This window comes from Vibrio penaeicida (assembly GCF_019977755.1).
GTDB classification, from domain to species: domain Bacteria; phylum Pseudomonadota; class Gammaproteobacteria; order Enterobacterales; family Vibrionaceae; genus Vibrio; species Vibrio penaeicida.
Map to the genome: position 1 here is coordinate 795,074 of NZ_AP025144.1, position 13,722 is coordinate 808,795.

Sequence of the window (13,722 nt, forward strand, 5' to 3'; positions counted from 1 at the left end):
GGCTCTCTTATGTTTTTCTTCTGGTTTCCATTCAGATGGTGACAGTATTAAGCCCTGCTATTTGATGCCAATAACCATTACAATCTCGGTTTGTTAGTTCTGTTGGGTGAGAGCCATCTTCATTGTTTTTAAATGCTGAAAGTTGTTGGAACGTCTCTGTTCCAAGAGGACTGAGTCGAATTACATCTACAGTATTATGCATATTAGCTATGTCATTGATTAAATTGTAGCAATAACCGGATTGTGTCTGAATTCCGTTCAGAGTGAAGACTTCTTGCCCTTCTTGACTGCTGACTTTTAACCCATTTGGATATCGAATACAGCAAGTCTCGCATTCGTCTTTAGGGCGATCTTCTGCTCTCGCAGTAAAGCAACGTGCAGAGTATGCAAGCGGCAAATAACCATACCCAAACACCTCGACTTCAAACTGCTTTCGAATACCTAGCTCGTCACACTGCATGAGTAAGTTACTTAGCCAATCATGTGATAACTCTACAGGCATACACCAGCGCGTCATGCCCTGTTTTGCGAAAAGACCCAATGTTTGAGCGTTGTAAGCATTAACCGCAGGGCCAACAGTAAACGGAACCTTCTTCTCAAAAGCCAACTGAATGGCAGACACATCGTTGGCTTCAATGGCAAATTCGCCATTGTCGATGTATCGCTTCATGATGCTGACTTCACTAGGTGCTTCGAGTAATGCCATAGTGGAAATAACTACTTGCTTACCACAAGCGCTAAGCTCTTTTGCTAGCATAAGCCAATCTTTAAGTTTTACTTCCCTTCGCTTTGAGCAAACGCTTTCTCCTAAATAAACAATATCTGCCTCGGAAGATTTGGCGTGATGGTAAAACGCTTCAACATCTTGCTTTTGCCAGAAATAGAGGAGTGGACCTAATGCGTATTTCATATTTTTCTATTCCAGATTACTGCCATTTTCTGTGATAGGCACCGAGAGTGGTTTGTGTACCCTCAGAAACGTTTGCTAGTGTGCTATTCCAAGTGTCTTCGACATGATATTGCTCCGGTGAAGATTGGTAACGATCTATCGCTGCACGCCATGTTCTGGTGACTTGTTCTACATAGGCAGGGCTGCGTTGGCGACCTTCTATTTTGACCGAAGCGACATTGGCTGCAAACAAGTCAGGTAGCAAAGATAGCGTGTTTAAGCTCGTCGGTTCTTCTAGCGCATGGTAGCGTTTTGGTTCCCCATCGATCATCGCATCAAATCGACCTTTGCACAGCGTCGGGTAGCCTGCATTTTCCCCTTCGGAGTAGCGGTCAATAAGTATGTTATTCAAACGAGATTCCAAGCCCATATCCGTCTCTTGCCAACGAACATATTTTGCCGGAGAGCAAGCCCCAACCGTATTAGGGGATTCACCAGTCATATATGAGGAAAGGTAGCATCGCCCTTCTGCCATGATACAAAGGCTTCCAAACGCAAAAACTTCCAGCTCAACATCACTGGTCATGTTACGAGCCAACTGTTTGACTTGATGGATTGAAAGGACGCGGGGTAATACAACCCGTTTTACATTGAAGTTTTGATGATAGAAATCGATAGAGGCAACATTGGTTGCGGAAGCCTGTACGGAGAGATGTAACTCCAGATCGGGGTATTTTGTCGAGGCATAATCCAACACCGCAATATCGGCAACAATTAAGGCATCGATACCCAATTGTGCTGCAGTGTCTACTGCCGTTGTCCATCGTTCGAACCCATTTGGGTGAGCAAAAGTATTCAGTGCGACATGAATTTTTTTATTGTTGTCGTGCACATACTGCACGGCTTTTTCCAGTTTCTTTCCGGTGAAATTCAGACCAGCGAAATGTCGGGCATTGGTATCATCCTTAAACCCGATGTAAACCGCATCGGCACCACAGTCGATGGCGGTTTTTAGTGCAGGTAAATTGCCCGCAGGACAGAGGAGTTCCATACGCTCGTTACCTTTCATTGTTATTGTCAGTAACAGAGCATTTTAGGTAGGTTTTACAAATAGGAATTTGATGTGGGGCAGTTTTTGTTCAGTTTAGCGTGCACCCAAACAACATTAATGTTCAGGTGGCTTGAGTATAGTGATCAGTTTTTATGGCGGCGATTTTGAACCAATAGCTCTTCAATTTCTTGCTTAGGTTGCGGACGATAAAAATGATAACCCTGAATTGAATGGCAATTGAGGTTAGACAATAGAGTGGCTTGCTGCGTTGTTTCAACCCCTTCCGCCACCACGACCAAATTCAATGATTTACCTAAATTAATGATGTTTTCTATGACAGTTAGCTGCTTCGGTAGCGTATCAAGATCGGTAATAAAAGCTCGGTCGATTTTTAATTCATCGAGAGGGAAGCGTGCTAAATAGGAGAGAGAAGAGTAACCGGTACCAAAGTCATCAATAGAAAGGGCAAAGCCAAGGTTTTTGATGGCATTGAGCATCTGAAGTGTATGATCGCTGTCACTCATTACGGCACTTTCGGTTAACTCAAAGGTGATACAGCTTGGGTCGAGTTCCGTCGTACTAAGCAGCTTTTCCATATAGTCGATAAGTTTTGGGTTTCCGAACTGCTCGGGAGAAAGGTTAATCGCAACCCGACCAGGAAGAATGCCCTGCATCTTCCAACGTTTAACGGTTGAAAAGACTTCGCGCATGACCACACGACCAAGGTGTTCTATCAATCCCGCTTTTTCTGCCACTGGAATGAATGCGCCAGGGCTAATGTAGCCTTCCACAGGGTGTTTCCAGCGAACCAGTGCTTCTGCACCATTGATACTGAAATCACGCGCGTTAACTTTAGGCTGGTACCAGACTTCCAAACCGTTTTGCTGCAGTGCTTTTTGTAGCTCAATTTCAAGCCACAAGCGCATACGTGCTTCTTTGTTCATCTGATCGTTAAACTTGATCAGACGGTTACGCCCGCGATCTTTCGCTTCGTACATCGCTGTATCTGCGTTTTGCAGCAAAATACGCGCATCATGTCCGTCACCTGGGTAGCTGACACTACCAATTGAACAAGCCAGACGCTTACTAAAGTGGTGTAAATCAAATGGCTGATTAATCAAAGAGATAATACGTTCGGAAAGTTGATCTGCGGTGCGATTGTGATCGGGTTCGGGAAGAATTATGCCAAACTCATCGCCGCCAAGATGCCCTAAGACTGCTTGTACAGGCAGTAATCTCTGTAAACGAGAGGAGACTTCTTTGATCACTTTGTCGCCGATATGATGCCCTAAAGAATCGTTAATGTTCTTAAAGTTATCGATATCGAGGTAGAGCATAACCAACGGTGTTTCATTGTGAATGAACTGCTCCAATCGACGCGTAAAGCCAAAGCGGTTATACAGCTTGGTTAGCGAATCAATATGGGTTTCATTCTGACCGATGCTGGCATCGTTTGCCGCTTCGTCTAACCCTTGAATCAACACGATGTGCGATTGGTTTCCCAGTAAACTCGTCAGTTCCGCTTGCAATGAAACTCGTCTTTCTAAGCCACAACGTGCACCCGTTAAGCAAGTTATCTGGGATTCAGTCAACATACTAAGCAATTGATTACCAAATGTGCGTTTGGATTTCTCATCAATAAACAGACGGCTTAGCTCTTCGCCTAATAATTCGGTCGAGGTATTGAAGCCCAGCAATCTTGCTGCTGAGGCATTAGCTGAAATAATGCAACCGTCTTCTACAAGAAGAAGCCCATTAGGGAGTAGCTCAGTTAACTTAGAAAATTTGTTTTCGGACTCTTCAAGAGAGCGAACAAGAATTTGTTTCTCAGAAGTATCGATAGCATGAAAAGCGATATATTCGACCGTTTGCTCTCCAATAACCGGAGATAAACTAAAATGCAGGCTAGTTTCGAGACTGTGATCATTTAAAGTGATTTCTGCTTCTACAGATTCCCCTTCAAATGCTCGCTCATAATAGGGTTTTAGGTTTCGATAAAATGCGTCACCTAATACTTGTGTGTCGCGCATACCAACCAATTCTTCGCTGCTAAGACCTGCGATTTCGCAATAGCGAGCGTTTACCATGCGGTAATTGTGCTGCTTATCTAAAATGGCAAAGAAAAACGGACTGTGATCAGTGAGTTTTGAAAACCAGTGTTGTAATTGTTCTGTTGGCATCAATCTGTTACCGAGTCTCCGGGGGAGGTAATGCAAACACCTACAGGTGCGAGTCGATAAGTTACTATAACCTTGATATACGAGATGTAAAAGCGATCCAAGGCTTAGCTGAGCTTTTTTTGATACATAACATAAATTCGAGACAAAGATTGCTCTAGTATTGCAATTATTTATGCCTATCCGAGAGATATTACCGTGTTTGAACTCCTGCGCACTAAACTAGTGCTTAATGCTGCGTCCATTTTGAGATCTCCAGCCCAGTTTTTACCTCACTCTCTTCAAAACAAAGCTATGCTTGAAGGTTTGCAACACGTATTTAAAGAGGCACTGGAAGATGGAGACTTCGATTTTCTAGAAGGGAAGTGGTTGAAAGTAGAAGTTTCAGATGTCCAACTAGAGTGGTATATCAGCTATCGAAATGACGCTCTTGTCGTGAAGAGAGGTGCAGAGCAGCACGATGTAAGTTTTAGTGGAAAATTGAATGACCTCGTTCTCATCGCGGGGCGAAAAGAAGATCCTGATACGCTTTTTTTCCAACGTCGTCTTAAAATAGAAGGAGACACGGAACTTGGGCTAGAAGTGAAAAACATAATGGACAGTGTGGATCTCGACGCATTACCGAAAGCACTTAACACTTTGTTAAATCAATTAGCCGACTTTGTTCAAAAAGGGCTACAATCTGCGCCCGAACACAAAGAGGTGATGAATGCTTATACGAACTGAAGCACCGGCAGATATTCTGCCTATAGAACAGTTAATCAAACATGCTTTCCCAACTGGCGCGGAAGCCGAGTTAGTGAATCGCCTGCGTGAAAATGGACAAAGAACCTTATCATTGGTTGCCTGCAATGATGAAGGTGAAGTGGTGGGGTATGTGTTATTTAGCCCTGTCACGCTAGATCAACAAGATTTAAACTGGCAAGGTTTGGCGCCTCTTGCGGTAAAAGAAGAATACCGTGGAAAAGGAATCGCATCAGATTTGGTGAAGGAAGGCTTATCCTCACTCGCTGAATTGGGTTACCCAGCGTGTGTTGTACTAGGCGACCCTGCATACTATGGTCGATTTGGATTTGAAAACGCTGCTGATTATGAAATGGATACTCAGTGGGACGTGCCAGAAGGTGCATTTCAAGTTCGAGCCTTAAACGAAGGTGAATTTGACGGTAAATCAGGAAAAGTATTTTTCAGCCCTGAATTTTCAGATATGTAATGGCTGGAATTTTTACCGTACCGTTTTGGAATAATTGAAAAAGGGGCTTAAAGCCCCTTTTTTACGTCTGTCATATTTTTATACTAACAGCGGAGTGTTCTTTGCTAACAAGTCGATCTTTTCTGCTTGGAGTTGGTTGAAACTTTGGCACGGTTGCTGCGCTTGAATCAATTCCAACATGGGATCTTCGATACCCGTTTTAACGCCACATAATGTTTCAATTACCGCTAACCCACAAAAAGGCACATACGTTTCAGAATACCCCCCCTCATGAACGATAACTAATTTATTGTTGGCGTGACGTCCTGAAACCTCCATTATCATTTGCGTCATTGTGCGATATGTTTCGCTATGAGCCAGCATACGGGCAAGTGGGTCCACCCCACAGGCATCGTACCCTGAAGCGACCAGTATCAGTTCAGGCTGATAAGCATCGAGTGCTGGGATAACGATTTTTTCCATAGCATTTAGATAACTGGTGTGTCCGCCTCCGGGCATCAGCGGAATATTGATATTACTGCCTTTCCCCTTGTTTAACCCTATATCCTCTTCGCCGCTATACCCAGGAGGAAAGCACCCTTGCTGGTGGAGAGAAATGGTTAAAACGTCAGGACGGGAGTAAAAGATATCCTGTGTACCATTCCCATGGTGGACATCCCAATCAACGACGGCAATGCGTGATAACCCATGAACTTCAATGGCATGCTCTACCGCAATCGCAATATTCGCGAGTAAACAAAAACCCATAGATTGGTCCGCAAGGCAGTGATGCCCTGGCGGTCGGGAAAGTGAGTATGCGTTATCCAGCTCTCCGCTTATGACTTTATCAACGGCATGACATGCCAAACCTGCTGAGCGTGTCGCAATCTCGAAGCTTCCTTTTCCGAAAGGGGCGTATAGACCAAGTTCGCCACCTTTTTCATCGCTGAGTGCTTTAAATTCGTTTAGGTAATGTTCCGGATGCACTCGTAGCAGTTGTGCTTGGCTGCATGATGGGGCTGAGCTTAAGGTTAGGTGCTTGGTTATGCCAGAGGCATCCAATAAATTTTTTAGACGACGTTTGGTTTCAGGAGATTCTGCATGACCACCAGCACTCATGGGTTGCACCCAACCACCAACGGGAAGCACTAGTGCATGCTCGCCAGCAGTATGCCAAAAGCACTGTTCATCATATAAAAAACCGGTTTTATTACTCATTGTGAACTCCTTGAACGGAAGGTGTGTTGGATTGAAAAAGAATGAAGCCAAGTAAAATGAAGGAAAGGAAAGCAGTAATGCAGGCATAGATGATCAAATGATCGAGGGAGTGCCCCGACTCAAGAAGGTGACCAAATATCGCTGGGCCAATGGCAAGCCCCCCACCAATGACTAGGTTCGTGCTGTTCATGAGTTGTCCTTGATGGTCAATTCTTGCAAGTGTCGCGAGAATAAAAGGGAGAGCTAACGTCCATGAAAACTTAAACAAGAATGTGGCATTGGAGAAAATATATTCGCTGTTCTGTTGCAGTAAATACGTTCCTAATATCATCATGCTAAAGCCCGCGAGTAATGGAAGGAATCTGCCCCAACGATGCCCCACCCAAGCGGCGCACAACGCCCCTGCGATGCCAAAAATACTGGCAACTGAAAATATATCGCCACTTTTGGTTGCGCTTATATTCAGCCTTTCTGCAAACATGCCTGCAAATGTCCATACTCCATTTAGGCTGACGTAAAACAGCAAGACAGCTACAAGACCTATGACCGCCATATGATTGATTTTTAATGTCTTGGTTGCAGATTTTGTTTGATTAGAAGCGGTAAAAAATGTGCAGAGTGGAGAGCATCCAAGCATTAACACTGCCAAGGAAAAATACGCTGCTTTTATGCCATAGCTTGAGAACAGATATGGGAGAACAGCCAACCCGATGGCACCTACAATGAGTTGCCCTAAGACCCAAAAACTATAGACTCTGTCTGGATTGCGTGTCGTGGATGCAGCCGACAAACAGATGATCATTAAAGACCCACCAGCTAGCCCACTTAAAAATCGAAATACAATGAAAAGAAGTTCGGTTTGTGCAAATCCACTTATCAAGTTGAAGCCCACAAAAAGTACGATACAGATTCGAGCTGAAGTTGGTTTCGGGTATCGGTGCAGCCAGTACCAAGCAGGAATGGTGGCGAGGCTCATACCGAACAACTCGGATGAGATTACCCTTCCGATTTGAGCGGGACCAAATTGGAATTCAGCGGCTAATTGGCTGGCTATTGCTGGTGCCATCATCAATACCGTAGGTAAAAAGGCGGCAATGATCACTAGCGCTGCGATCGTGCGTACTTCATTGGATGAATGCTTGTTTGATGAATGATGTTCGTTTGATGAAAACTGAGGAGGTTGTTCTTTCATAGGGATATCCTTTCCGCTGTTATTTGAGCGCACGAATCCATGACGTACCTTTCGATACGACCTAAGAAGTGCGTGTTTTAGTGAGTGTTCTAACGGTTAAGCAAGTGAGAGTACTAATGCAGTAACGGTTGAATTAGCCTGATGAGCTCGGTTTTATTATGAATGTTCAGCTTTTGATACATGGAGCGAATGTGGTGTCTAACCGTATTGGGGGCGATATCGAGTTGTCTCGCAATCATTTTATAGGTCATGCCTTCGTTCATGAGCTTAGCGACACTTTTTTCTCGGCTAGAAAGCTGATCCGATTGATCTCGATACCTTGCTTGCATGAGCAGTAGCCCACCGATGCGATCAAAAGACAGAGTGATGTTTTCTCCGCAGTATTCAGACTCGTACAATTCAGGTGGTAATTGTGGTCCCTTCCAGTCGGGGAAATCGGTAAGAAGCAGCGCCGTGAAGGTTGGCTCTGTCATTTGAAGAACGCCTTTTTTATCGCATATCGCAAACGCTACACGATGGTGGTTAACCGACTCTCTGAGGTTGTACAGCGTTCTAAGTTGGTTTGTAGTAGTCGCAGATACAAGGTGAGGCATAAGGTTAGTGAGAGTATCGACATCGGATTGAGTGAAATCGGGTTCTCCGTAACTTCGATACAGCGCTACGTGTTCACATAATTGAGTCACTGGGTCGATAGCGATAACGCACATCAGTTGGCTAATACCGTGTTCTTTACCCAAGTTCTTGAGCTCTAATGGTGTATCGCTATCAGCAAAGCGAATAATGACTGCCTGCCCCGGATCGTCAAACACTTTTTGTACTGTAATGTCTTTCTCTCTCATCGCTTTCCAATCACTCAAATAGCGCTCTGAAAGATTTTTCAAATGTGTTCTGTGTAGGTGAGGTCCGTCATTTTGAATTGAGGCACGTCCCCACCATGCACTGCTGTGTGAAATACAGCTTTCAATCGCATTCAGCACTTCACTTTGGAATTCATCAATGGAAACGTGGCGCGCTAATTCATAGACAGATAGCAGCAACGCACTAAAGGTTTCAAGTTCACTGGAGCACCGATTGATCTGTTTTGACATCATGTCACCTTTGCGTTTGCATTGAATGAAGAGTGATTAACATTTTGTTTACATTATCACGGGGAATACTCGAAAAACATCGTCCAAATGTAGGATGGGGCAGTGGCTTGCGAACGTGCAATTTAACGAAAAAATGCCATTGGATATTGGTGTCAATGCCTTCGATTTTTTTCAAATTTTATTTTGATAAGAATCAACTCTTTATTCATTTTAGATGAAATTATCATCAGAATTTCCTTTCAAGCTCACTGGTTTGTCTATACTGATTTAGCGGTTGTGATCGGTTTGACTAGGAAAAGGGAGAGGATTATATGCTGGCTAGACATTTAGATTGTGCGCTGAACGACGTGTCACACTCCAAGGCACATATCGAGGTAAACCCAACTGGTGTGGTCGCTGTTGAAATTCATGAGAGTCATCAAAGCTTAAGAACAGAATTTGACTCTCTAAGATTCGAACGAAAGGGCAACGTTACAGAGCTTGTCGGGGAAACACCGAATGCTCGTAAAGGTAAAACCTGGAGGTTGCCTCTATGCCATCGTGATGCTCGAGTTTTGCAAGAATGTATCGATGATGCATCGGAAGAACTAGAAATTTTGATGCGCGATCTCTAACAACGTCAATGAATAATTCTTCAAGAGCACTTCGGTGCTCTTTTTTTGTAGTAAATAACCTGAACTCGGGATAAAAATGAGCAGCCTTTTCTTTTCGTGCAAGCATCGTTTTTTGTTACTATCGACCACCTCAATGAATAACTAATTGTGTCTATGTCATGAGTAACACGTCTTTTCTTCAAGAAATGCAGATCGATCAGTGGCAGGTTCTTCACCCTGAGCGTTTAGAAGGGGTGGATATCACACCTATCTCACTGCCAGAGCATTGCCGAATGTTACTGATTTGCCCTAATGTTCCGACATCTGCCGAGCGCACCTTTCTTGCCAAAGTGCTTGGTAGCTTCAAGGTGAGTATTGATGATGCCTTTTTACTTGAGCCGCAGCAGTTGTCACAAGTAGATATTACCAACGTCGAGTGGGTCTGGTTTTGTCAATGTGAGCCTAGTGAACTAGAGAGTGTGAAAACGTTACATTCGGAGTCACTCTCATTGGTTGAATCGAATAAAGAGCACAAGCAAGCACTTTGGAAGCAAATAAAGTCCTATGAATAATGCAATTACGCCGCTGTCTACTCAGCACTTAGATAGTGTTTGGGCGATTGAGCAGCAAGCGCACAGCCACCCATGGAAAGAATCGATGATACGGGAATTAGACTCTCGTGGAGCGTGCCATTATGGGCTTCATATCGATGATGAGCTGGTGGGGTATTTTTACGCGCAGAACATTGTCGGAGAAGTGACGTTACTGAACATTGCCGTTTCTCCTTCTCATCAAGGAAAAGGGTATGGAAAACAGCTGCTTCAAGGGTTTATTGAAGTATGCGCAGCCGCCAATGCCGAAAGTGCTTGGTTAGAAGTGAGAGAAAGTAATCAGAGTGCATTTGGGCTGTATGAATCGGAAGGGTTCAATGAAGTTGACCGACGCATAGATTACTACCCGACGGCATCAGGGAAAGAAGACGCGATTATCATGAGTTATCTGTTTATGTAGCGTAAAGAAAGAGAAATCCCTTTCACTTATATTCTCGCGCCTTGAACCCGTTTAACTGAAACCGAAAACAGCGTAGATCTCTCACTTAGATTGACTCAATTGTTTGATGATTTGGTTGTTGTATTGCGGCTTCTTAAGTCGCAAAGACATAGTTTCTGCATCCAAAGGTTTATCGAATATATATCCCTGAAATTGTTCACAACCTAAGTCTGTTAAGGCTTTTAGCTCTTCGGGTTCTTCGACACCTTCTGCAATTACTTCTAATCCAAGGCGCTCCGACATCAAAATGATTGAATCGACGATGGCGGTATCGTTTTTATTAAGGTGAAGTTCGGTTACGAATGAGCGATCGATTTTTAACACGTCCAGTGACAGTCTTTTTAAGTACTTAAGAGATGAATACCCCGTACCAAAGTCATCAATAGCAATCTTAAAACCTTTCTTTTTCAATTCAGCCATTTTTATTACACAGGCATCGATGTTTTTCAGTAGCATGTTTTCAGTGAGTTCTAGCTCGATGTCTTCGGGAGCGATACCTGAACGCTCTACCGCGCCCGTCACCTGCTCAACAAAATCTGCCTGAGAAAATTGAAGTGGGCTGATATTGATAGCAAGTCGTTTGAAGGTACTAGGTACATTACCGCTCTCTTTCCAGTGCGCCATTTGTAAGCAGGCTTGCTCAAGTATCCAAGAGCCCATAGGGATGATCTGCCCAGTCTCTTCGGCAATAGACATAAAGGTATCTGGCGGGACAGTGCCTTGAGTGGGGTGGTTCCAACGGATGAGCGCTTCAGCACCCACCAATTCCCCTTTTTTATTTACTTGGGGCTGATAGTAGAGCTCGAATTGGTTTTTGTTGAGGGCTTCATGAAGCCCTTTTTCGATAGACAAAAAAGAGTCCACTAACTTACGCATTTCGGGCTCGTAAGTCTTGTAAGTGTTACTGCCCGCCGATTTTGCGCGATACAGAGCGGTATCGGCTTGTCGCAAAAGTTCTAAGGCATTGGTATCTGGGCTCGGGAAAGTGGCAATGCCAACACTGATACTGCAATACAAGTGGTGTGATTCGACGACATAAGGAGAGCGAGCTAAAGATAAGACCTCCTCCGCGTGTTTTTTTGCCTGATCTAAAGGGACGTTAGGCATCAAAATCGCAAACTCATCCCCCCCAATCCGAGCGAATAAATGTATCGGGTCGAGTAGCTTTTGCAAACGTTCTGATACAGCTTGAAGAAGCTGATCGCCAATCGCATGTCCGAGTGAGTCGTTGATCGTTTTGAATCGGTCAAGGTCGAGGTATAGAAGTACCCCTGGTTCGCTGGTGCGATAAGACTTATTTAGCGCTTCATCCAATCGGTCGAGTAGCTGTTTTCGATTCGGTAGCCCTGTCAGCCCATCAAAATACGCAAGGTTGTGAATTTGTATTTCAGCCTGCTTACGGTTAGAGATATCCCTCGCTTGCACCAAAAACATCGGAGTATCATTCATAGTAAGCTCAATAGCTGTCGCTTCAACGGGAAAGGTTGTGCCGTTCTTTTTACGATGAACCGCTTCAAATAAAGAAGCTTGGCTTTCTGACGGTTGCTTCACTTTAAAACCAATGTAATCAATCGAATAACTAACGCTAATCGTTACCGCAGGAAAGCCCACCAGCTCTTCTTTTTCGTACCCCAATAAGTCGCAAGTATTACTGTTAACGTGAGTAATTTTGCCATCTTGATTGATCAGTAAAAGCGCGTCGCTTGAGTTATCCATTATGGTACTGGCGAAATGCTCACTTTTTTCAAGTGCTTCAATGTTTTGACTTAATTGTGCTGATGCTTGCTCACGTTCATTCCACATGGTTTGGAAAGATTGGGCTAGCTGCCCTAATTCATCGTCTCTTAGTTGCCCTGGGAGCTTTTTTTGAGATTCTTGAAATTGCAAAGAACGAACCCAGTAGGTGAGATCAATAAGAGGTTTGGACAGTTTTCGATAAAAGAAAAAAAGCAGAATACTGGCTAGGAGTACATTGCGGATCATATCGAAAATGAGCAGTGATTTTGCTCTTTCTAAAAAGCCATTAGCAGATGCAATGCCGTTAACCGTAAAACTAAGCGTTCCTACAACCTGCGTTGTGCCTGGCTGGTGGAGTGAGATAGTGTAAATTTGTTCGTTGGTGAAGAGCCACTGACCAAGAGACTGATTCAATCGGCTTTCATAATGAAAAGTTCGATGCTCTTCCGATAACACATCATTAAAGTCGTCGGTAAGTACTACATGACGCACAGCTTTATCTGTCATTATGCTGTCCGTCACTTGCTGCGCTAATAAGGGGTTAACGTGATAAGCCGCTTGGCTGGCATTGGTGTAATTTTGCTCCAGCTTCAGGTGATATTTCTCAGAAATTTTTTGACGTTCTCGGTGTAGATCCAGAACAATTTGGTAAAAGCTAAAAAGCAGCCCCAGTGCAACAGCAACCAGAAATACAGTTTTGGTTTGACGAGTGGCAAGAGATTTTCGGGACTGACGATACAAATTTTTTTCCTTAACGTTGGTGGATCTCTATAAATAAGCGCTTAATTATTATTTAATTTTTGAGCGCATTGTATATTGCAAGATCTTGATTAAACCTAGCCATAATCTCTTTTGCATTTGGTGTTCGTTTTCCTAAGCACATATGCAGCGTGATGGGTTTACTGTCTTCAAACAATACGACTTTCAGCTTATTTTGTTTGTGCGACCTTTCGGCAAAGTATTTCATACTCTCGGTTCCGCTATAAATCGCGTCGAAATCGCGCCTAAGAAGCATATCTAATGCCTGCGGAATAGAGTTTGCTTGTGCGTGGGGAATGTTATTTCTTACTAATTCGGTTTGAGTGTTCCATTTATGGATTGCAATTAGGTTGATGCCATTTAAATCGCTGATGTGTTTTGGTGGTGTACCAGTGTAGCTGTTTCGAACAATAAGACCGTTATTTATGGCATCAATTGGATCTGAGAAAAGCATATATTTAGATCTGTCATTATTTTTCGTACAGCTCACTAGTCCTGAAATCTTACCATGCTTGACACTTTTTAATGCCCGAGACCAAGGTGGGTTGATTAAATTAATGCGGATTCCTTGCATAGCCATAACATCGACAACAATTTTAGTGTCGTTACCTGTTATTTCGTTGTCGGCATTGATAATGGTGTAAGGAGGGTAGTGAATGGCTGCTAAAGAAATTTCTTTAGAAATAACAGGTAAAGAAAAAAACATCACGAGGAATAATACTCGAATTTTGCCATTCAACATGATGCGGTTCTTCCTGATTGTTATCGAGCTGTAA

General features: G+C 43.6%; 13 protein-coding genes. 5 read left to right on the forward strand and 8 right to left on the reverse strand.

The window, feature by feature from the left end; translation table 11 throughout:
- Window positions 1-31: 31 nt before the first annotated feature.
- The 3 genes from LDO37_RS03820 to LDO37_RS03830 form a co-directional block, all read right to left on the reverse strand.
- Entirely contained in the window at window positions 32-910 is an 879-nt protein-coding gene (locus LDO37_RS03820) for a U32 family peptidase (RefSeq protein WP_126607602.1), read from the reverse strand.
- Window positions 911-926: 16 nt separating this feature from the next.
- The gene (gene ubiU, locus LDO37_RS03825; protein WP_126607601.1) at window positions 927-1,940 is read right to left on the reverse strand and encodes a ubiquinone anaerobic biosynthesis protein UbiU; all 1,014 of its coding nucleotides are present in this window, start codon (window positions 1,938-1,940) and stop codon (window positions 927-929) included.
- A gap of 143 nt (window positions 1,941-2,083) precedes the next feature.
- The gene (locus LDO37_RS03830) at window positions 2,084-4,120 is read right to left on the reverse strand and encodes a putative bifunctional diguanylate cyclase/phosphodiesterase (protein WP_126607600.1); all 2,037 of its coding nucleotides are present in this window, start codon (window positions 4,118-4,120) and stop codon (window positions 2,084-2,086) included.
- 195 nt (window positions 4,121-4,315) lie between these two features.
- On the opposite strand from LDO37_RS03830, the gene ubiT reads away from it, so the two are divergent.
- A complete protein-coding gene (gene ubiT, locus LDO37_RS03835; RefSeq protein ID WP_126607599.1) occupies window positions 4,316-4,843 on the forward strand; it encodes a ubiquinone anaerobic biosynthesis accessory factor UbiT in 528 nt (175 codons plus the stop codon).
- Complete coding sequence (locus LDO37_RS03840; RefSeq protein WP_126607598.1) at window positions 4,827-5,330, forward strand: GNAT family N-acetyltransferase; 504 nt, start codon at window positions 4,827-4,829, stop codon at window positions 5,328-5,330. Before ubiT ends, LDO37_RS03840 begins: the two co-directional genes overlap by 17 nt.
- Before the next feature lie 78 nt (window positions 5,331-5,408).
- Here LDO37_RS03840 and LDO37_RS03845 read toward each other — a convergent pair whose 3' ends face one another.
- The 3 genes from LDO37_RS03845 to LDO37_RS03855 form a co-directional block, all read right to left on the reverse strand.
- Window positions 5,409-6,527: a class II histone deacetylase gene (locus LDO37_RS03845; protein ID WP_126607597.1), complete on the reverse strand. Its 1,119-nt coding sequence runs from the start codon at window positions 6,525-6,527 to the stop codon at window positions 5,409-5,411.
- The gene (locus tag LDO37_RS03850) at window positions 6,520-7,719 is read right to left on the reverse strand and encodes an MFS transporter (protein ID WP_126607596.1); all 1,200 of its coding nucleotides are present in this window, start codon (window positions 7,717-7,719) and stop codon (window positions 6,520-6,522) included. The genes LDO37_RS03845 and LDO37_RS03850 overlap by 8 nt, the downstream gene beginning before the upstream one ends.
- Window positions 7,720-7,832: 113 nt before the next feature.
- Window positions 7,833-8,807 (reverse strand): response regulator transcription factor, encoded by a 975-nt coding sequence (locus tag LDO37_RS03855; protein WP_185829785.1) that lies wholly within the window; start codon window positions 8,805-8,807, stop codon window positions 7,833-7,835.
- Between the two features lie 311 nt (window positions 8,808-9,118).
- On the opposite strand from LDO37_RS03855, the gene LDO37_RS03860 reads away from it, so the two are divergent.
- From LDO37_RS03860 to rimI, 3 genes are all read left to right on the forward strand, one after another.
- Complete coding sequence (locus tag LDO37_RS03860) at window positions 9,119-9,421, forward strand: hypothetical protein (protein WP_101113229.1); 303 nt, start codon at window positions 9,119-9,121, stop codon at window positions 9,419-9,421.
- Between the two features lie 158 nt (window positions 9,422-9,579).
- On the forward strand, window positions 9,580-9,972 hold the full coding sequence (locus LDO37_RS03865; RefSeq protein ID WP_126609489.1) for a DNA polymerase III subunit psi: 393 nt from the start codon (window positions 9,580-9,582) through the stop codon (window positions 9,970-9,972).
- Complete coding sequence (rimI, locus tag LDO37_RS03870; protein WP_126609490.1) at window positions 9,965-10,411, forward strand: ribosomal protein S18-alanine N-acetyltransferase; 447 nt, start codon at window positions 9,965-9,967, stop codon at window positions 10,409-10,411. Before LDO37_RS03865 ends, rimI begins: the two co-directional genes overlap by 8 nt.
- Before the next feature lie 81 nt (window positions 10,412-10,492).
- On the opposite strand, the gene LDO37_RS03875 is transcribed toward rimI, so the two are convergent.
- Entirely contained in the window at window positions 10,493-12,928 is a 2,436-nt protein-coding gene (locus tag LDO37_RS03875; RefSeq protein WP_126609491.1) for an EAL domain-containing protein, read from the reverse strand.
- Window positions 12,929-12,980: 52 nt separating this feature from the next.
- The gene (locus LDO37_RS03880) at window positions 12,981-13,688 is read right to left on the reverse strand and encodes a substrate-binding periplasmic protein (RefSeq protein ID WP_126609492.1); all 708 of its coding nucleotides are present in this window, start codon (window positions 13,686-13,688) and stop codon (window positions 12,981-12,983) included.
- Between the last annotated feature and the right edge of the window lie 34 nt (window positions 13,689-13,722).

Bases quoted from the DNA above. Each gene is read 5' to 3' on its own strand.
- rimI (WP_126609490.1), top strand. From the start codon at position 9,965: ATGAATAATGCAATTACGCCGCTGTCTACTCAGCACTTAGATAGTGTT.
- ubiU (WP_126607601.1), bottom strand. From the start codon at position 1,940: ATGGAACTCCTCTGTCCTGCGGGCAATTTACCTGCACTAAAAACCGCC.
- LDO37_RS03860 (WP_101113229.1), top strand. From the start codon at position 9,119: ATGCTGGCTAGACATTTAGATTGTGCGCTGAACGACGTGTCACACTCC.
- LDO37_RS03845 (WP_126607597.1), bottom strand. From the start codon at position 6,527: ATGAGTAATAAAACCGGTTTTTTATATGATGAACAGTGCTTTTGGCAT.
- LDO37_RS03820 (WP_126607602.1), bottom strand. From the start codon at position 910: ATGAAATACGCATTAGGTCCACTCCTCTATTTCTGGCAAAAGCAAGAT.
- LDO37_RS03865 (WP_126609489.1), top strand. From the start codon at position 9,580: ATGAGTAACACGTCTTTTCTTCAAGAAATGCAGATCGATCAGTGGCAG.
- LDO37_RS03850 (WP_126607596.1), bottom strand. From the start codon at position 7,719: ATGAAAGAACAACCTCCTCAGTTTTCATCAAACGAACATCATTCATCA.
- LDO37_RS03855 (WP_185829785.1), bottom strand. From the start codon at position 8,807: ATGTCAAAACAGATCAATCGGTGCTCCAGTGAACTTGAAACCTTTAGT.
- LDO37_RS03830 (WP_126607600.1), bottom strand. From the start codon at position 4,120: ATGCCAACAGAACAATTACAACACTGGTTTTCAAAACTCACTGATCAC.
- LDO37_RS03840 (WP_126607598.1), top strand. From the start codon at position 4,827: ATGCTTATACGAACTGAAGCACCGGCAGATATTCTGCCTATAGAACAG.
- LDO37_RS03880 (WP_126609492.1), bottom strand. From the start codon at position 13,688: ATGTTGAATGGCAAAATTCGAGTATTATTCCTCGTGATGTTTTTTTCT.